Source organism: Paraburkholderia madseniana (genome assembly GCF_009690905.1).
GTDB classification, from domain to species: Bacteria; Pseudomonadota; Gammaproteobacteria; order Burkholderiales; family Burkholderiaceae; genus Paraburkholderia; species Paraburkholderia madseniana.
Map to the genome: position 1 here is coordinate 1 of NZ_VOSW01000143.1, position 19,019 is coordinate 19,019.

The following is a 19,019-nucleotide window of genomic DNA, read 5'->3' on the forward strand; positions in this document are numbered from 1 at the left end:
CAAGTCATGCCTGATGACCATAGCGAGTCGGTCCCACCCCTTCCCATCCCGAACAGGACCGTGAAACGACTCCACGCCGATGATAGTGCGGATTCCCGTGTGAAAGTAGGTAATCGTCAGGCTCCCCAGCAAGACCAGAAACCCCACCCCGCAAAGGTGGGGTTTCTGCGTTTACGGCGCAAAAACCAGCCATCTGAAAACATCGCCGCCGTGAGACTTTGCTCGAAGCGCTCCGGTTCTTCCGGTATCACTCCTTCCCGATCCGCAGCGCGTTCGCGTACCCCGTCAACTCCAGATACGCACGTCCAACGTCCGCGCCGTCACGGCTCACCCGCACTGCACCTTCCCAATACACTGCGCCGGTCGATTGGCGGGAATCGAGTTCCTGGTCGTCCATCAGTGGATCGAGGCGCCACGTAAACGCGCCGGTTTTGACCGTCATCGACACGGGATACGACGTGTTCGTGCGTGGCGAGCGCCATGTGCGAACTGGAGTGAAATCGACCTGATCGCGGCCGAACGTCGTCACCTGACCGTCGCGATTTCTGAGTGCGGCATGTGCCCATATTGCGTGTCCATCGCGACTGCGAACCTTGAATGCCATCAAGGCTGAACCGTCCGTCAGATTGGCGCCGAGCCAATCCCATCCGACCGCGTCGGCATCGAGCAGCGTGCTGGACCATTCGTGATCGAGCCACGCGGCGCCGGTAACGGCCGTTTCGCCCGTCGATTTGCTGCCTGCCGCGACCGGTCGAACTACGCTGCCAGTCACGCGCAATTGCGGCTCGCTGTAGTAATAGCTCGCCTGTTCGGGCCGTGGACCCTTGAGCGAGTAGCCGCGTTTGCCCTGGACCAAAGGAGCTTGTGTCGGTGTCAGCGCGAGGTGCAGCGCGAATCCGTTCGCGTCCACTGTAACGTCGTAGTGGCCGTCGCCGGCCCGGACGATTTTCCATGCATCGAGTTTGACGTCAGTATTGTCCGGCTTCGCGTACGCCAGCCCGAAGCCTTGGCGGGCAATGCGCTGATCGTGCGTCAGATGACCAGCCGCAGGATCGCTTAACGCGGCATGGGCAATGATCAATTGCGACGGTGCGAACGCACTCGGGTCCGCTGCGTCGTGACCGGTTGCCGAGCGAAAGAATGTGATCTGGAAACCGAGGGGGTGATTGTCCGGTGTAGTGAGCCAGCCTGTTGCGTACCACCATTCGGTGCGAAAAGCCGCGTGTGCGCCGGTGTCCTGCGGAAAGACGACCGGATGGTCCGGCGTGACCGCTGCGAACTCGGGTGTCGCAGCGACCGCGGATGCAGTAGCGATCAAACCCAAGCAAAGCAACGCCGCATGAATCGCTGCGCTCAGCCTTCGTGCACTTGCCAGGCGCGGCGGCGCAGCCGATGACCGGCCTGGAACGCTGTGCGCCAGGCGGACGCGACCAGTTCGATAAGAGCACGCAGTCACTCGACACGTCACTTGATACATCGCTCGATACGCCGATCCATACGTCGCTCCATACGCCGCGTCATACATCGATTCCCGCACCATCTCACGCGACAACCTGCCCATCACCAATCCTCCTTCACCGCCCGCACCGCATCCACCGACACCGCGCCTCGTCCCGCAATCACCGCCGTCGAACACGACGAAGCCAGCATCACCAACGCAACCGTGCCGAGTACGGTCCATGGAACGTGCAGTGACATGCTCCAATGAAACGACTGCGGATTGACGACGAACACCAGGATCAAACTGATCGCGAATCCAAGAACGAAGCCCATCGCGATGCCGCAAGCGGTGAGCATCCCACCTTCGAGCGCAAGGATCGCGAGAACCTGCGAGCGGGTCACGCCCACATGCCGCAGCATGCCGAACTCACGGGCCCGCGCGAGTGTCTGCGCGGAAAACGTCGCCGCGACGCCGAACAGGCCGATCACAATCGCGACCCCCTCGAGAAGATAAGTGACGGCAAAACTTCGATCGAAAATGACCAGCGTACGCGCGCGGATTTCGCCCGGTTGCGACAGGTTCAGCGATGCACTGAAGGGCAGCGCACGCAGGCCGGCCATCACGCGTTCTACGCTCGTTCCCGGTTGAACGGTGACGGCCACATCCGTCGCGCCTGTGTCGGCGGTTAGGCGCCGGTAATCCGGAAGCCGTATCTGAATCGCGCCTGTCTGCCGCACGTAGTCACGCCATACGCCGGCTACAACGAACACGTGACCGCGCTCGCCGAGCGGCAACTGCACGCGTTGACCGAGCTTATATCCGTACAGATCGACCATTGCTTCGGATACCCAAACAGGTGTCTCGCCCTCATGGAATGCGGAAGGCGGCAGTACCGCCCCGGTCATCTGCAGATTTACACCTGGATCGGCAGCGTCGATTTCACGGGCGAGTACGGCGATGTCCGGCCGTGCAGGGGCGAGCGTGAGATGCGAGGTGCGGGCAAACGCCGCAGTCTTGATGCCGGGCACGGTGCTCAGCAGAGTCTGTTCGTCGGGGCGCAAGCCACCGGTGTCGCCGTTCGGCGCCACGCGAACGTACAGATCGGCCGAGAGCAGGTGGCCCAACCAGTCTTCGACAGAAACACGGAAGCTGGCCACCATGATCGCCATTGCGACGATCAGCGCGAAGCTCGACAGCACGCCGCCCATCGCGATCGATGCATGGCCCGGCGCATTCGCGAGACGCGCCAATGCCAACGTGCTCGCCGCGCCGGCCTGCCGCCGCGCGCCGAGAGCACGGCTTGCGGCGCCAAAGATCAAAGCGGTCACGCGCGGCATCAGCGCAATCCCGCCGACCAGCAACAGCGCGACAGCCAGATAGCCACCGACAGGCGCATCGAACAACGGCGGCACCTGCGTGAGCAAGGCGGCAACCAGCAGACATGTCAACGCGGGCCACGGCGTAGCGAGTCGCGCCAGTGCGCCTTCCTCGGCGCCGGCTTTGAGCGCTGCTGCCGGTCGCGCACGTGCCGCCTCCAATGCAGGGGCAAGACTGCCTAATACCGACACGGCGATGCCAAGCGTCAGAAATAGTGCGGTCGCGATCGGTTCGACACCGACGTGCGGTTGCACGCCAGGAAAATAGCCGCCGCCCAGATCGCTGCCGAAAAAGCGCAACGCACCGCTCGCCATCGCATAGCCGAGCGCGAGTCCGGATAGCGAACCGAGCAGGCCGAGCAGCGCGCCTTCCATCAGGATCTGGCGCAACAACTGGCCGCGCGTCAGTCCAAGCACGCGCAACATCGCGAACTGTGCACGGCGCCGCACGACGCCCAGTGCCTGCGTCGAAAACACGAGAAACGCGCCGGTGAAAAGCGCCACCAGCGCGAGCACGTTCATATTGATCCGATAAGCGCGCGACAGACGATCGGTGCGGCTTTCGGCGTCGCGCGTCTCGGAGATCACCCACCGCCCGCCAAGCCGCGCTTGCAGATCACGCTTGAAGCGTTCGCGATCGACGCCCCGTTCAAGTTGCACGTCGATGCGCGACAGCTTGCCCACCTTGCCGAATTTCCACTGAGCGGCGGCAATATCCATCACCGCGAGCCGCTGACCCGGCCGCGTTCTCACGAGACCGCCGGCCACACGAAAGTGCACGATCGACGTGCCGCTTTGCAGTGCCACGTCATCGCCGATCTTCACGTTCAACCATTGTTGCGCCGCCGCCGAGAGAAACACCGTATCGGCCGCGAGCGTATCGAACGGCCGATCCGTTGACGGCACCCCAATCAGATCAGGCGCAATGCGGCTTGCCTTGAAGACGTCGACGCCGAGCACGGGTAGTGCGGCGCTCTGATCCGGCACGGTGACATCGAGCGCGAGTACGGGACTCGCCAGCGCCACGCCAGACTCAGTCGACAAACGCGGATAGATGGATTCGTCGAATAAAGGTTGCGCACCGCGCACCTGCAGATCGGCCTCGCCCGACAGACTACGCGCCGCCGCCGAGAATTCATTGAAGGCCGCGCTGTTGATCAATTGAACGGCATAGCCAAGCGCGACGCCGAGCGCGATCGTTGCGATCGCAACCAGTGCGCGTCCACGGTGACTGCGCCACTCTGCGCCCAACAGCCAACGCGCGAGCATGCGATGACCTCGCATACGCTGCAGCGGCCGTGGGTCAGCGTGCATCATCGGCTGAACGCGCAGCGGATCGAGCGTCGGGTGGCGAGCCGGAAAAGGCGGTGCGTCCGGACGATGCGTGCAAACCGCCGTCGCTCAGAATCAGGATACGGTCTGCCACTGCCGCGGCTGCCTCCGAATGCGTGACCATGATGGTGGCCGCGCCGGTTGCCTTGCTTTGCGTGCGGAACAAGCCGAGTACCTCGTGTGCGGTATCGGGATCGAGGTTGCCGGTGGGTTCGTCGGCGAGAATCAGTTTCGGACGATGCACGAGCGCCCGCGCTATGGCGACGCGTTGCAACTCGCCGCCCGACAACTGCCGCGGAAAATCATCGCCACGGCCGCTCAAGCCGACGGCCGCGAGCATATCGAGCGCGCCGGCCGTGGGCAGCTCGTTTAGCAGCAGCGGCAGAGCGACATTCTGCGCAAGTGTCAGATGAGGCAGTACGTGAAACGCCTGGAACACGAAGCCCAGTTTCTGGCGGCGCAACCGCGTTGCCGCGTTGTCATCCAGACGCGAGACTGCGCTGCCGTCGATGATCACGTCGCCGCTATCCGCGCTGTCGAGCCCTGCAATGAGATTCAGCAGCGTCGATTTGCCGACGCCGGAGTCACCCATGATCGCGACGAATTCACCCGGCGCGAGCGTGAAATCGAGGTGCGCCAGCACGATGCGGCCGGCGCCGTAGGCCTTGCCAAGCCCACGGCATTCGAGCGCGGGAACGACACCTTCATCACGAAGCAGCATGCGGTATCCAATAAGTCTGGCCGGTGAGGGCGGCGTCCAATCGTGCGAAGAACTACCGTGCTACGCACGAGCGCCGGCCCCTGAACCGCCGAAGTATATTCGGGTTCTGTAAGGCTCGCAGGCGAGCGCCGCCATCGCCCGATACCTGTCTGACAATGGGAAGGCAGGTAGATCGACAGGGTCTTTTCGGGCTCGCGCCGACACTTCTTTAGAGTGCCGGATCAAAAAAAATTTCTGCTCGTGGATACGCTAAATTTTCGCCTGCGGCTCGAAATCGGCTTTGATGGCGTCGTGCACCAGAATGATTTATTTCGGTGCGATCGTCGCGTCGAAGCGGTTGTGCAAGAGTGGCTAATCGCCCGCCAACTGCCTTCTTCTACATGTAAAAGGCATGGTGTATACCCTGACGAAATTGCTTTGTGCGTCTGCACATTTTTTGGCGTTTCGCAAGAGCAGGCGTGGCAACAACGCATTACCAAGGGCTTTGCAGCGTTGTTGCGCTGCAAAAGTATTCTTATCTTGGTAATCTCCCACCTTGGTCATTCGACTGCGGGTAAACGTGAGGCAGGCAGCACCGCTTCGACGTCAATTTCAGCGAAATCCAACCTACATTTCCATTTCAATGCTTTCGTTTTCGAAGGCATTGATGCGGCGTTTTGTATTTCAAGTTTTCAACAGAACACATGCCATTGCCTCCGCTTCTTAGCCTACTCATCTGGATCCCTATTGTCGCCGGCCTCGTGGTTTTGCGTGCCGGATCGGACGCGGCGCGTAGCCGCACGCGATGGCTCGCGTTGATCGGCGCGATAGCGGGCTTCCTGCCGGTGATTCCGCTCGTGTCGAATTTCCGCAACGACGTGACGTCGATGCAGTTCGTCGAGAACGTCCGCTGGTCACCTACGTTCGATATTGCATGGCATGTGGGGGTGGATGGGATTTCGCTGTGGCTCGTCGCGTTGACCGCGCTGACCACGATCATCATCGTGGTCGCCTCGTGGGAGTCGATCACCGAGCGCACCGCGCAATACTTCGGCGCGTTCCTGATGCTGTCGGGTTTCATGCAGGGCGTGTTCACGTCGATGGACGGCATGCTGTTCTTCATCTCGTTCGAGGCGACGCTGATTCCGTTGTACCTGCTGATCGGGACGTGGGGCAATTCGAACCGCTCGTATGCCGCGGTGAAGTTCTTCTTCGTCTCGTTCCTCGGCTCGCTGATGATGCTGATGTCGATGCTGTATCTGTATGCGCAGACGCACAGCTTCGACCTCGCGCTGTGGCGCGAAACGCGCCTCGGCACGTGGCCGCAAGTTCTGATCTTCCTCGGCTTCCTTGCGGCGTTCGGTGTGAAGGTGCCGATGTGGCCGCTGCATACGTGGCTTCCTGACGTCCACCTCGACGGCCCGACCGGCGCCGCCGTGATGATCGGCATGCTCAAGCTGGGCGGCTACGGCCTGCTGCGTTTCGCGTTGCCGATCGCCCCGCAGGCCAGCCATTTCTTCGCGCCGATGATGATCACGCTGTCGCTGGTCGCGGTGATCTATTCGAGCCTGCTGGCGCTCGTGCAGACCGACATGCGCCGCCTACTTGCGTATTCGACGATCGCGCACATGGGCCTCGTGACACTCGGCCTGTTTGTCTTCAACCGCATCGGCCAGGCCGGTGCGATCGTGCAGATGCTGTCGTACGGCGTGGTGTCCGGCGCGATGCTGCTGTGCACGGGCATGCTCTTCGACCGCACGAAGACGGCTTCGATCGCTGAATACGGCGGCGTTGCCAACACCATGCCGCGCTTCGCCGCGTTCGTGATGCTGTTCTCGATGGCCAATATCGGCCTGCCGGGCACCTCGGGTTTTGTCGGCGAGTTCATGGTGTTGATGGGCGCGATCCGCTTCAATTTCTGGATCGGCGCCATCGCGGCCTCCACGTTGGTTCTGAGCGCGGCCTATACGCTGTGGATGTACAAGCGCGTGATTTTCGGCGCGATTGCCAATGCACGCGTCGCGAAGCTGCAGGACCTCGGCAAGCGCGAGTTCGTGTTGCTCGGCGCGATGGCTTTGCTGGTGCTGGCCATCGGCATCAATCCGAAGCCTTTCACCGATGCAATCGACCCGTCGGTCGGCACGCTGCTGGCGCAATCGGAACGCAGCCTGCATCCGTCGGACTCCGTTCCGGCTGACGGTGGCGAGCATCTGCAGGCTGCGGCGCCCGCTACTGTCGCGGCACGCACGCCGGGCTGATCGAAACAAGCGTGTGTTGCAAGTGCAGCATCCTTCGCCAGGATGCTGCCGGCGCGAACGCGCTTTTTCGCATCCATACACACGTCCTTTTCGAGCATCCGGCGCAGCGTAACCGTTCAGGTAACACTGCGTTCTAGTGCTTGTTTAAAGGGACTTTTGTGATCCGGTGATTCCGCCGGTACTTTGCAATAGCGCATTGCGAACCCTCACGCGCGCATAGGTATGCGGCAACATGTCACACGGTGTTGCGCTGCAATAGATCGTTGCGAAAACGAGTGTTTATATCCCCTTGACGACCCCCTATTATGCGATCGCTTACTAAGGGAGAGCGGTCGAATGACGTTCGTTGAAGTCGTGGAAGAAAGGCAATGGATATGAAAGGAAAGACGCTGCGAGGGTCGACAGGTTTCCTTTCCGCCGGCCTCGTGTTGTTGCTCTCGGGTTGCAGCAACCTCGATATTTTGAATCCGAAGGGGAGTGTGGGTCTGGCGGAACGTGAGCTGATTGCCACGTCGGTCTGGGCCATGCTGATCGTGGTCGTTCCGGTTATCGCGCTCACGCTGCTGTTCGCATGGCGCTATCGCGCGTCGAACCGGAATGCCGAATACAAGCCGGGCTGGGTGCATTCCACTGGCATCGAAATCGCCATCTGGACGATTCCAACGCTGATCATTCTGTTCCTCGCCGTGCTGACGTGGAAGAGCACGCACGAGCTCGATCCGTATAAGCCGCTCGAATCGCAGGTCAAGCCGATCAACGTCGAAGTCGTCGCACTCGACTGGAAGTGGCTCTTCATCTATCCCGACCTCGGCATTGCATCGGTGAACCAACTGGCGTTCCCGGTCGGCACGCCGGTGAACTTCCTCATCACGTCCGACACGGTGATGAACTCCTTCTTCATTCCGCAACTCGGCGGCCAGATCTACGCGATGGCAGGTATGCAAACGCGTCTGCATCTGATCGCCGACGAGGCCGGCAACTACGCAGGCACCGCGGCGAACTTCAGCGGCAAGGGTTTCTCGGACATGAAGTTCCGCGCGCTCGCCACGTCGCCCGACGAGTTCAACGCGTGGGTCACCAAGGTACGCGCCTCGTCCGACCGTCTCGACATGGACCGCTATCACGCGATGTCGGCGCCTACGGAGAAGGAGCCGGTGCGCTACTTCTCGTCGGTCGATCCGAAGCTCTTTCACAACATCATTGCCCGATACAACAACGGTAACGTCCTCGACAACATGAACGACGCCAACTGTGCGCCTAAGGGTAAGGGGTAACGCATGTTCGGAAAACTTACGCTCGATGCGATTCCGTACCACGAGCCAATCATCGTGGGCGCAGGCATCTTCATGGCGCTCGTCGGGTTGGCCGTGCTCGGCACGGTCACCTATCTCGGCAAATGGCGCTACCTGTGGACGGAATGGCTGACCTCCGTCGACCATAAAAAGCTCGGCATCATGTACATCATCGTGGCGATGATCATGCTGCTGCGCGGCTTCTCGGACGCGATCATGATGCGTCTGCAACAGGCGCTCGGCTATATGAGCCCTGGCTATCTGCCGCCGCATCACTACGACCAGGTGTTCACCGCACACGGCGTCATCATGATTTTTTTCATGGCGATGGCGTTCATGATCGGCCTGATGAACCTGATCGTGCCGCTGCAGATCGGCGCGCGCGACGTCGCGTTCCCCTTCATCAACTCGTTGAGCTTCTGGATGACCGCGGTCAGTGCGATTCTGATCAACGTGTCGCTGGTGATCGGTGAATTCGCACAAACGGGCTGGCTGGCTTATCCGCCGCTATCGGAATTGCAGTTCAGTCCGGGTGTCGGGGTCGACTACTACCTGTGGAGTTTGCAGTTGTCCGGTATCGGCACCTTGCTCACCGGCGTGAACTTCTTTGCGACGATCGTGAAGATGCGCGCCCCGGGCATGACCTGGATGAAGATGCCGGTGTTCACGTGGACCGCGCTCTGCACCAACGTGCTGATCATGGCCTCGTTCCCGATCCTGACCGTGACGCTCGCGCTGCTCGGTCTGGACCGTTACCTCGGCATGCACTTCTTCACGAACGACGGCGGCGGCAACGCCATGCTGTACCTGAACCTGATCTGGGCATGGGGTCACCCGGAGGTGTACATCCTGATCCTGCCGGCGTTCGGTATTTTCTCGGAAGTCGTGGCCACCTTCGCCAAGAAGCCGCTGTTCGGCTACAAGACGATGGTGTGGGCGACCTGCGCGATCATGGTGCTGTCGTTCCTCGTGTGGCTGCACCACTTCTTCACGATGGGTTCGGGCGCTGACGTCAACGCGTTCTTCGGCATTGCGACGATGGTGATTGCGATTCCGACCGGCGTGAAGGTGTTCAACTGGCTGTTCACGATCTACAAGGGCCGCCTGGAATTCACCACGCCCGTGCTGTGGACGATCGGTTTCATGATCACGTTCACGATCGGCGGGATGACCGGCGTGATGATGGCGATCCCGGGCGCGGACTTCGTGCTGCACAACAGCCTGTTCCTGATCGCTCACTTCCACAACGTGATCATCGGTGGCGTGCTGTTCGGTTATCTGGCCGGTTTCAACTACTGGTTCCCGAAAGCGTTCGGTTTCAAGCTGAACGAGAAACTCGGCAAGGCTGCGTTCTGGTTCTGGCTGGTCGGCTTCTACGTCGCCTTCATGCCGCTGTACGTGCTCGGCTTCATGGGCATGACGCGTCGTCTGAACCATTACGACAATCCGGCATGGCATCCATGGCTGATCCTCGCTGCGTTCGGCGCAGGGCTGATCGCCATCGGTATTGCCTGCCAGTTGGCGCAGTTGTACGTCAGTATCCGCGACCGCAATCTGCCGGAAAATCGCGACGTCTCGGGCGATCCGTGGGATGGTCATACGCTGGAATGGGCGATGAGCTCGCCGCCGCCGGTGTACAACTTCGCGCTCATCCCGACGGTGCGCAAGCTGGACGCGTTCACCGATATGAAGTCGCGTAAAACGCAGCAAAAAGAGCCGGTGTATCGCGACATTCATATGCCGTCGAATACGTCAGCGGGTCTGCTGGTTGGCCTGTTTTCGCTGGCGCTCGGTTTCGCCGGTGTGTGGCACATCTGGTGGCTTGCGATCGTCGGCCTGGTCGGCGCGATCGGCACGGTGATCGTCTATAGCTTCCAGGACAACGACGGCTATTACATCCCGGCCGACACGGTCGCGTTGATTGAAGAAAAACGCGCCGGCGCTGGTGCCCACATTGCGGTAGAGGTGGACTGATGCTACAGAAGACTATTGCGGTTCAGCCGCATCTCGCGCCGGACCATGTGCCGTCGCAATCGGTATTCGGTTTCTGGCTGTACCTGATGACCGACTGCATCATCTTTGCCGCGCTCTTTGCCGTATTCGCGGTGATGGGCCACCAGTTCGCGGGTGGCCCGACCGGCAAGGATCTGTTCGAGATCCCAGGCGTCGCGCTTGAAACCTCGATGCTGCTGCTGAGCAGTATCACGTACGGCTTCGCGATGCTGGGCGCGCACAAGAACAGGAAGAGCGTGCTGCTCTTCTGGCTCGGCGTGACGTTCCTGCTGGGTCTCGCGTTCCTCGTGCTGGAAATGCGCGAGTTCTCGCACCTGATCGCAGAGGGTGCGGGTCCGAGCCGCAGCGCGTTCCTGTCGTCGTTCTTTACGCTGGTCGGCACGCACGGTTTGCACGTGACGTGTGGCCTGATCTGGATGGTGGTGCTCGCCGTGCAGGTGATGCGTCATCGCGATCTGACCGAACGCGACATGATTCGCCTGACGTGCCTGAGCCTGTTCTGGCACTTTCTGGACGTCGTGTGGATTGGCGTCTTCACCTTTGTCTATCTTGCGAGCGTGATCTAAATGGACCATAGCCATCACTCACACCTGGCACACCCGGACGAAGGACACGGGGGGGAAAGTCACGGCAGCTTCGGCAGCTATACGGTGGGTTTCATTCTCTCCGTCATCCTGACTGCCGCGGCTTTCGGTCTCGTCCTCAACGGGACGTTGACCGGCGAGAACGCTCTGCTTGCGATCGCAGGCCTCGCGTTCGTGCAGATCGTCGTGCATCTGATTTTCTTCCTGCACATGAACGCGTCGTCGGCACAGCGCTGGAACGTCATGGCGTTCGGCTTTACGGTGCTCACGGCCGTGATTCTGATCGTCGGGTCATTGTGGATCATGCATAACGTCAGCATGCACATGATGTCCCGCTAGGCGGAAAACGCCGTAGGTCGAGAAGAAGCCCCGCAAGGTGAAAACCTTGCGGGGCTTCTTCATGCATTCCGAAGGCGCACGATTCGGACACCGCGCCGCGATTCAGGATTGACCGGCCTCGAAACACACGTTAGCATCGTTTCCATGATCGCTTCTATCCATTCCCGTTCGCATTCTTTGCACGCATGCTGTTGCAGCCTGCCAAGGGGAGCGTGCGTCTAGCGAGTCGATCTGACCACGTCCGCGTCCCTGAGGCCACCCGTCACAAGACCGGTGGTTTTTTTGTTTCTTACACGCTCAACACCACAGGAATTCACATGCCACTCGTCCTGTACGACACCTGGTCGCGCGCCTTACGCGCTTTCACGCCGATTCAAGCGGACCATGTGGGCCTGTATTGCTGCGGCCCGACCGTGTACGACCACGCGCATATCGGCAACCTTCGAACCTACGTGTTCGAAGACGTGCTGCGACGCGTGCTGACATTGAACGGCTACGCCGTGCGGCACGTCGTCAATATCACCGACGTCGGTCATCTGGTTTCCGATGCCGACGAAGGCGAAGACAAAATGGAGAAGGGCAGCAGGCGGACCGGCGAATCGGCGTGGGCGATCGCCGAGCGATATACCGAAGCCTTCATGAACGACTGGCGCGCGTTGAACCTGCTCGAACCTGCCCTGTGGTGCCGCGCGACTGATCACATCGCCGAGCAGATCGACTTCATTGCCGAACTCGAACGCAAAGGCTATACGTACCGCACGGTCGACGGCGTCTACTTCGACACGAGCAAACAGGACGATTACGGCTTTCTCGCACGTCTCGATGTCGCTGGCCTGCAGGCCGGCAAGCGTGTTGCGCTGGGAGAGAAACAGCACGCGACGGATTTCGCGCTGTGGAAATTCAGTCCGCCGGACACCATGCGGCAAATGGAGTGGGAGAGCCCGTGGGGCAGGGGCTTTCCCGGCTGGCATATCGAATGCTCGGCGATGTCGGCAAAATACCTGGGCCCATGGTTCGATATTCATTGCGGCGGAGAGGATCACATCGCCGTGCATCACAGCAATGAAATCGCGCAGACTCAGGCACGGCATGGAACCCGCCTCGCGAACTTCTGGATGCACGGCCATTTCCTCACGCTGGACGCCGGCAAGATGTCGAAATCGGGAGGCGACTTCGTGCGTTTGCAGACGTTGATCGATCGAGGCATCGATCCGCTCGCCTATCGCTACTTATGCCTCGGCGCGCATTACCGGAGCACGCTGCGCTTCAATCTCGACGCGCTCGATGCCGCGCAATCCGCGTTGGACCGTTTGCGTCGAGCTTATGTGCAATGGCCGGAAGGAGGCACGCCCGATGCAAATAGCGTCGAACGTTTCAAGGCTGAGGTCGATCAGGATCTGAATCTGCCGCGCGCGCTTGCTGTTCTGTGGGATGTGGTGAGAAGCGATCTCCCGGCGGCGACGCGCCGTGCGACGGTCGATCGATTCGACGCCGTGCTCGGACTTCGGCTTGCCGACTGGAAGGAAGAAGTGCCTGATATTCCCGCCGATATCGCGCTTCTCTTCGATGAGCGTGAAAAGGCCCGCGCGGCTAGGGACTGGAATGAGGCTGATCGACTGCGTGAGCGATTAGGAGCCGAGGGCTGGATAGTGGAAGACGGTCCGGGTGGGCAGGTGCTGCGTCCGCGCGAGACAGCGAAGTAACGATATCCCGGCGTGGCGGCACTCAGGCTTTTTCAGGCCGGGCGGCTGCCGTGCCCGCATAGCCGACGGCGCATCGCCAGAATTGAACGTCGATCTGTGCGTGCAAAGCGGGGCGATGAAAGTAGACGGGCCGCCATGCTGGCCCGTCTATCTTCATGCGGTTTCTTGCGTGGCCTAAAGCGGCACCACCACCGGCTCAGAGTGGCAAGGCGGCTTGCCGTATGGAAAATGGACAGGCCCACAACCCCAATGGATCGGCGGACACTCCCAGCCACGCCGAACGACGACAGGTGGCATCATTCCGCCGGGGCAAGCCGGCGGCGCTTCTCGCGTGAGGCAGGCGATGCCGCCGCGGACGGATTGCGAAGCCGAGCGATCGAGTTCGTCGACGCAGGGCAGGTCTTTGAGGACTAGCGCTTTCATGGTGGATCTCCGGCAAGGTTGGATTGGCAGTGAGCCCGGGTAGCGCCGCGCTCATTGGTTCCCATTGCACACACCATGCCATCCACCGCAACGCCGCATGCCGCCCACATCCGCCGGTCTCGCGAGCGCAAGATGGTTGAGATACACCGACTCGTGACGCTACGATGTTGGCGCACTACCAACAGCTACGGTCGGTATGGCGAACGAGACCGACCGTCTCGCGGTCGGATATCGCGTGCCGATCGATCCCGCCTTCGAGTAACGTCGTCGAGTAAGGGCGCGCGCCCTCAACCCTGCACACCGCGCCATCCGGCGAGCAGCGCGGGCAAGTCGGCCATGTCCCGAAAGACGTGAACCGCGCCCGCGCCATGCAAGGCCGTGGCGCTGCTGTGGCTCAGTTCTTTCGGACAATAGCCGAACACGGTGGCACCGGCGGCCACGCCTGCAGTCACGCCCGTGACGGTATCGTCAACTACTGCGCAACGTTGCGGTGCTACGCCCAGGCTGGCGGCCGCGGCGAGATAGACATCGGGATACGGCTTGTTGCGCGGTGTTTCGTGACCGCTGGAGATGCGCCCTTCAAAGCAGTCGAGAATGCCGGCCTTCACCAGTTGCAATTCCACTTTGATGCGATCGGCGCCGGACGCGACAGCAATGCGTCCGTTGAGCGACGCGTAAAGCGCGCGCACTGCCGACGCCGCGCCATCGATCGCCACCAGCTCGCGATCGAGCGCCTCATTGCGGCGCGCACGAAATTGCATGAGCCAATCCGTCGTAATCGCGAAGCCGGTGCGCGCTTCGATGAGTGCGGCTTCATCCCTGACGGCCTTGCCGACAAAAATTTGCATCGCCTCTTCAACGCTCAATTGCCAGCCTAACTCGCCGAGCATCTCGGTCAGCACGCGGTTGGTGATGGGTTCGGAGTCGACGAGCACGCCGTCGCAGTCGAAGAGTACGGCGTCGAAAGGGAAATCGGCCATCGGGCAGGGTATGGATAGAGGTCGCGGAACCGGCAAGGATACCTCACCGGCTCGCGCGACGCTGCGCAACGGCCCTGGTGGGAATCAGGACCCTGCAGCCTTGTACCCGTCACTCAGCGTTTTCATAAACGCGATGATGTCCTGAATATCCTGATCCGTCATGGCCGGCTGATCCCCGAACTTGCGATCGAACGGCGCATCGGCAACGTCGACATTGGCGTGATACTGGGCCGGCAGATCGTTGTACTTCTGTACCTTGCCCGAAGCATCGCGCGGATAGATCTTCTCAGGCGCCGTGTTGCGCAAGTTGTAGAAGTCCATGACTTGCTTGAGGTCGTGATACACGCCGTTGTGGAAGAACACCTTGCGCTCGGCAGCATTGCGCAGGGTCGGCGTCAGGAACATCCCGCAGTACTGCGTCTCCTTCGTCATGTCGTCGCGGAATGGCCCGCACACGCCCATATCGAAGAACTTCGGATCCTTGTTCGCTGGAATGGCCGGATTCCGCGGCACGCCAAGCGCCTCGTACTGAGTGTCGGTAAACACGGGCGGCAAGCCATCCTTGCTAGGCTGACTCAAATGGCAGCCCGCACAATTAGCCTTGTCCTTATCGTTGAACAACTGCAAGCCGTGCAATTCAGCATGGGTCAGCCGCGCTTTACCTTCGAGCCAGTAATCGTACTTGCTGGTAAAGGCATGGAACGACTGATCCTCGGTCTGATACCGTCCCACCGCGAACATGGCTTCCGAGATCAGCAGGCTCGGATTATTGACGACGCCCGGCCCGAAGATCTGTTTGAACTGTTCCAGATATCTGGTTTGCAGCAGCTTGCGCGCGACATCCTCTTGCGTCGCGTTGGCCATCTCCACTGGATTCATCAGCGGACCGATCGCCTGGATTTGCAGCGTATCGGCGCGGCCGTCCCAGAACAGTCCGCCTTGCGGCACCATCGCCGGGGCGGCGGGCGCGGCAAGCGCCGTCTTCTGTGCGCGCTGCACGCCGGCGGCCTGTGTCGCCAGTTGGGTCATATCGACGGGCACGTCGGTATCGCCCTGATCCGGCCCGATGCTGAACGGAGCCTGGCGGTACAGATACGTCAGCGACGGCGGCGGCCGGTAGCCGGCCTGATCCATGTGCGCGCCGCCGAGTTGGACCGGGAACGCGTTATCCGGCGCATATGAATGCTGTGGCGAGTGGCATGACGCACACGATTGCATACCCGATGCCGACAACGTCTGGTCGAAGAAAATCTGTTTGCCGAGCAGCGCAACCGCGCTCAGCGGCGCGTCTTGCGGACGCATCAAATGAATCGGATGAGGATTCGCGCCGGTGATTTCCTCGACGATCGAGCCAACTGCGGGCGGCATCCGTTCCGGGTAGACGAGCGCGTACGCGCAAACCACGACGAGCGCGAGCACGATGCCGGCGGCGCTCCACGCAAGCAGCCTGAGCCAGGCGCGACGGGTAATGACGGGACCCGGCTCACCGCCGGCAGGCAAATGCGGGGGCAGCAGGGCGTCTGAAGGATGATTCATGGCGGTAGTGACAAGTAACTCGATCGGGTGCGATCAAAAAGCAAATCGAGCCAGCACGTTTGCACTGGCTCGACGCCCAACTACAGCTTGATGTGTTTCGTGCTCTTCTTCGCGCGGCGCTTGGTGTCGTCATGCACGAGCAGCGCTCGTACATGACTTGACGGCAGGTGCACCGGAAGGGCAGTCCGCACGTTTGCGGGTCAGCTAGCCGGCGGCGCCGACAGTTTCGTACCCAGGTTCTCGTCCAGATACACCGTCGGATTGTTGCCCGAGCCCGAGAAGTTGAACATGTTCATGATGCTGCCCGCCGTGGCATCGAACGAACCGTTGCCAAGGCGTTGACCGCCGAGCCAGTTGTCCTCGATGAACTTGACCACGGACGCCTGGGTGATCGGCGTATCGTCGACGAAGTTGACCTTCGCCCACGGCGACACCACGATAAACGGCGTGCGCGTACCCGGGCCGCAACGGCCGTTCACCGCACCGCCATTCACACCCTGCGGTTGAACCGCGCCTGTTGCCGTGCACTGGCCCGTGCCGCTCAGGTTGTCGGTGCCGGCGATCGTTGCGCCGCCCGCGGATTGCGCCGTGGTCGAATCGAACGACGAGCTCGTCGGTGCCATGTAGCGGTGATCGTACCAACCGTCCGAATCGTCGTAGGCGATGATCACGGCGGTGTTCTTCCAGTCAGGCTGTTGCTGCAGGAAGTTGATCACCTTCGTGACGAAAGCCTGTTCGTCGATCGGGTCCGAGTTGCCCGGGTGACCGTCGCCGACTGCCGGCGCCTTCAGGAAGCTCACCGACGGATAGTTGCCCGCCTTCACCGCGGCGAAGAAGTCGTCGGTGTCGTACTGGTGGTGAACCGGCGTTGCCGTGTTGTCGAGCGGATCGGTCGCGCCGATCAGTGCCGTCGAAGTCGGACGTGTGTGCTTGAGGTTGGCCGTGCTGGCGTAGTACTGGAACCACGCGTGATGTTGCACGTAGTCGACCTTGGTCGCGTTCAGCACTTGCGAGAACGTCGAGCGTGCGCAACCGGTCGTGCCGTTGGCATTGGTGGTCGTCAGATTGAAGCCGCCCATGAAGCCGCCCCACGTCAGGCCCTTCGCGTTGAGCAGGTCGCCGATGTTCTTCGATGTCATCGCACCCGTCACCGCGCTGCCTGCCGCGATCGTGCAGACGTCACCGGTCGGGTCCAGGTCGCCGACCATCGTGAAGCCGCCGGCCGAGTCAGGAATCGCGTTGGCCGAGGTTCCGCCCGTCACCACGACACCGTTATTCTGGCCCGAGATGACTTCGAGTGCGCCAGGCGTCGACGGACCGTACGTGTCCGTGTACGCGTTCTGGTTCATCGCGAAGTTCTGCGCGTAGTTCCACATTGCCGTGACCGTGTTGCCGTCGAAGTAACCGAGCACCTGGCCCTTCGTGGCGAACGCGCCGGTGCTGCCGGCAATGGTCGAACCCGACGCCGTGAACAGCGGGAACGAGTCCATCGCGCCGTTGTTATACGCGAGCTGTTCCGCGGCATACGCGTGGTTCTGGCTCGACGTATTGGCTTGCGAACGATCGAGACGGAACGGCAGCAGGTCGGCGGCCGGCAGGCCGAGACCCGCGATCGTCACCGCGCCGACCGTGCGGCCTGCCGTGTTCGGTGAGGTCGACAGCGCGTTCGGGTTCGCTGCGATCAGGTTGTTGGTGCTGAGGTTGTTGACCGACGGCGTGCCTGCGGCCGCACTGAATTGCGGCTCGCCGACCGGGTTGTTGGCTTGCGGGTAGGTTGCGAAGTAGTGGTCGAACGAGACGTTCTCGCCGAAGATCACCACCACGTGTTTGATCGGCGTGGCCGTCGTGACGGCATCCTGCGCCGACACCGAGACTACCGGCGTCGATGCAGCCGCCGGCGCGGACGCCGTCGAGTTCACGCTATTGTTGCCGCAAGCTGCGAGCGCAAGCATCGCGGCAAACGGGATGGGTAAGAGGGTTCTACGGAACATGTGACTGGCTCCAGATTCGACTTCGCCGTTCAGCGTTTCCAGTAATGCACGTGTGGATGTTCGCTGGGGATATTGTTAGAAATACAGCTAAGGTGTCTTACCGCTAGAAACTGGGCGCATTGAAACACCCGCTGATTAAGATTTGAGGGCGCGAACATTACGTCACCTATCGGCTGCCATTCATTTCAATAACGCTTGCTGTCGTTCCGCTTGCGCGGGGCCGAGGTGTAAAGGCTGTTCTGGCCTCCACGATTCGCATGCTTGCGCGCGATTCTTTCAATGACAATCAAAGCGACGGATTTTTCGGGCTACTGCGTTCAAGAAGAAACGCAGCCGCTTCTGGCTTCAGTTCTTATGGGAGAAACCAACATGACATCGACCAAACCGGTCCGCCTTCTGACTTCCGTGCTCGCTGCAGCGATTACGTGCGCTGCCGCACTGACGGCTGCGCCGTCTTTCGCGCAGGCGGTGATCGTCGCGCCGATGGCGCCGCCGCCGCCGCGCGTCGAAGTGATGCCGGCGCCGCGTGCCGGCTACGTCTGGGATCAGGGCCGCTGGCGTTGGGACCACGGCCGTTATGTGTGGGTGCCGGGCCACTGGCAGCCGGTGCGCGTCGGCTATCGCTGGGTGCCGGGGCATTGGGTGCAGCGCGGACCTAACTGGCGCTGGGTCGAAGGCCATTGGGCCTGAACGTTGAGCACCGTGGTGCTCTTACGCGCGCTGTGGAGTCGCATGCCTTGAGCGAACGGGATCCCGATGCGGAATTGCTCGAGGGGGTGGCCCGGCAAGACCCGGCCGCCGTCCGCTCGCTCGTCGCGCGCAAGCTGCCGCGTCTGCTCGCACTCGCCACGCGCATGCTGGGGGACCGCATGGAAGCGGAAGACGTGGCGCAGGAGGTCTTCGTGCGGATCTGGAAACAGGCTTCGCGCTGGCGGGAAGGCGAGGCGAAGGTCGATACGTGGGTCCATCGTGTCGCGCTCAATCTTTGCTATGACCGTCTGCGCGGCCGCCGCGAAGTCCCGCCAGACGACATGCCCGACGGGATCGACCC

General features: G+C 61.4%; 16 protein-coding genes and 1 rRNA gene. 10 read left to right on the forward strand and 7 right to left on the reverse strand.

Features of this window, described 5'->3' with window-relative positions:
- Positions 1 to 9 precede the first annotated feature (9 nt).
- Positions 10 to 122, forward strand: a 5S ribosomal RNA gene (gene rrf / locus FSO04_RS41200).
- A gap of 125 nt (positions 123 to 247) precedes the next feature.
- On the opposite strand, the gene FSO04_RS41205 is transcribed toward rrf, so the two are convergent.
- The 3 genes from FSO04_RS41205 to FSO04_RS41215 form a co-directional block, all read right to left on the reverse strand.
- On the reverse strand, positions 248 to 1,333 hold the full coding sequence (locus tag FSO04_RS41205) for a lipocalin-like domain-containing protein (protein WP_154567132.1): 1,086 nt from the start codon (positions 1,331 to 1,333) through the stop codon (positions 248 to 250).
- A gap of 227 nt (positions 1,334 to 1,560) precedes the next feature.
- Positions 1,561 to 4,134 (reverse strand): FtsX-like permease family protein, encoded by a 2,574-nt coding sequence (locus tag FSO04_RS41210; protein WP_372342762.1) that lies wholly within the window; start codon positions 4,132 to 4,134, stop codon positions 1,561 to 1,563.
- Positions 4,121 to 4,870 (reverse strand): ABC transporter ATP-binding protein, encoded by a 750-nt coding sequence (locus FSO04_RS41215; RefSeq protein ID WP_154567133.1) that lies wholly within the window; start codon positions 4,868 to 4,870, stop codon positions 4,121 to 4,123. Before FSO04_RS41215 ends, FSO04_RS41210 begins: the two co-directional genes overlap by 14 nt.
- A gap of 240 nt (positions 4,871 to 5,110) precedes the next feature.
- On the opposite strand from FSO04_RS41215, the gene FSO04_RS46675 reads away from it, so the two are divergent.
- From FSO04_RS46675 to cysS, 7 genes are all read left to right on the forward strand, one after another.
- Entirely contained in the window at positions 5,111 to 5,668 is a 558-nt protein-coding gene (locus FSO04_RS46675) for a hypothetical protein (protein ID WP_199203103.1), read from the forward strand.
- Positions 5,554 to 7,107, forward strand: coding sequence for an NADH-quinone oxidoreductase subunit M (locus FSO04_RS41220; RefSeq protein ID WP_093644582.1), 1,554 nt, complete (start codon positions 5,554 to 5,556; stop codon positions 7,105 to 7,107). Before FSO04_RS46675 ends, FSO04_RS41220 begins: the two co-directional genes overlap by 115 nt.
- 374 nt (positions 7,108 to 7,481) lie before the next feature.
- Positions 7,482 to 8,381, forward strand: coding sequence for a ubiquinol oxidase subunit II (cyoA, locus tag FSO04_RS41225; protein ID WP_154567144.1), 900 nt, complete (start codon positions 7,482 to 7,484; stop codon positions 8,379 to 8,381).
- Positions 8,382 to 8,384: 3 nt separating this feature from the next.
- On the forward strand, positions 8,385 to 10,373 hold the full coding sequence (gene cyoB / locus FSO04_RS41230) for a cytochrome o ubiquinol oxidase subunit I (RefSeq protein ID WP_154567134.1): 1,989 nt from the start codon (positions 8,385 to 8,387) through the stop codon (positions 10,371 to 10,373).
- Positions 10,373 to 10,978, forward strand: a complete 606-nt coding sequence (cyoC, locus tag FSO04_RS41235; RefSeq protein WP_154567135.1) for a cytochrome o ubiquinol oxidase subunit III — start codon at positions 10,373 to 10,375, stop codon at positions 10,976 to 10,978. Before cyoB ends, cyoC begins: the two co-directional genes overlap by 1 nt.
- Positions 10,979 to 11,335, forward strand: coding sequence for a cytochrome o ubiquinol oxidase subunit IV (gene cyoD / locus FSO04_RS41240; RefSeq protein ID WP_093644557.1), 357 nt, complete (start codon positions 10,979 to 10,981; stop codon positions 11,333 to 11,335).
- A gap of 317 nt (positions 11,336 to 11,652) precedes the next feature.
- A complete protein-coding gene (gene cysS / locus FSO04_RS41245; protein ID WP_154567136.1) occupies positions 11,653 to 13,038 on the forward strand; it encodes a cysteine--tRNA ligase in 1,386 nt (461 codons plus the stop codon).
- Between the two features lie 174 nt (positions 13,039 to 13,212).
- On the opposite strand, the gene FSO04_RS41250 is transcribed toward cysS, so the two are convergent.
- The 4 genes from FSO04_RS41250 to FSO04_RS41270 all read right to left on the reverse strand — a co-directional run bounded on the left by FSO04_RS41250 (position 13,213) and on the right by FSO04_RS41270 (position 17,968).
- On the reverse strand, positions 13,213 to 13,461 hold the full coding sequence (locus FSO04_RS41250; protein ID WP_154567137.1) for a hypothetical protein: 249 nt from the start codon (positions 13,459 to 13,461) through the stop codon (positions 13,213 to 13,215).
- A 287-nt stretch (positions 13,462 to 13,748) separates the two neighbouring features.
- Positions 13,749 to 14,441, reverse strand: coding sequence for an HAD family hydrolase (locus FSO04_RS41260; RefSeq protein ID WP_154567138.1), 693 nt, complete (start codon positions 14,439 to 14,441; stop codon positions 13,749 to 13,751).
- An 84-nt stretch (positions 14,442 to 14,525) separates the two neighbouring features.
- Positions 14,526 to 15,977 carry a cytochrome-c peroxidase gene (locus tag FSO04_RS41265; protein ID WP_154567139.1) on the reverse strand — a complete coding sequence of 484 codons (1,452 nt, stop codon included), beginning with the start codon at positions 15,975 to 15,977 and terminating at the stop codon, positions 14,526 to 14,528.
- A 200-nt stretch (positions 15,978 to 16,177) separates the two neighbouring features.
- Positions 16,178 to 17,968 carry a phospholipase C gene (locus tag FSO04_RS41270; RefSeq protein WP_154567140.1) on the reverse strand — a complete coding sequence of 597 codons (1,791 nt, stop codon included), beginning with the start codon at positions 17,966 to 17,968 and terminating at the stop codon, positions 16,178 to 16,180.
- Positions 17,969 to 18,337: 369 nt separating this feature from the next.
- On the opposite strand from FSO04_RS41270, the gene FSO04_RS41275 reads away from it, so the two are divergent.
- Positions 18,338 to 18,658, forward strand: a complete 321-nt coding sequence (locus FSO04_RS41275; protein ID WP_154567141.1) for a YXWGXW repeat-containing protein — start codon at positions 18,338 to 18,340, stop codon at positions 18,656 to 18,658.
- 47 nt (positions 18,659 to 18,705) lie between these two features.
- On the forward strand, positions 18,706 to 19,019 hold a 314-nt coding region (locus tag FSO04_RS41280; protein WP_154567142.1), incomplete at its 3' end, for a sigma-70 family RNA polymerase sigma factor.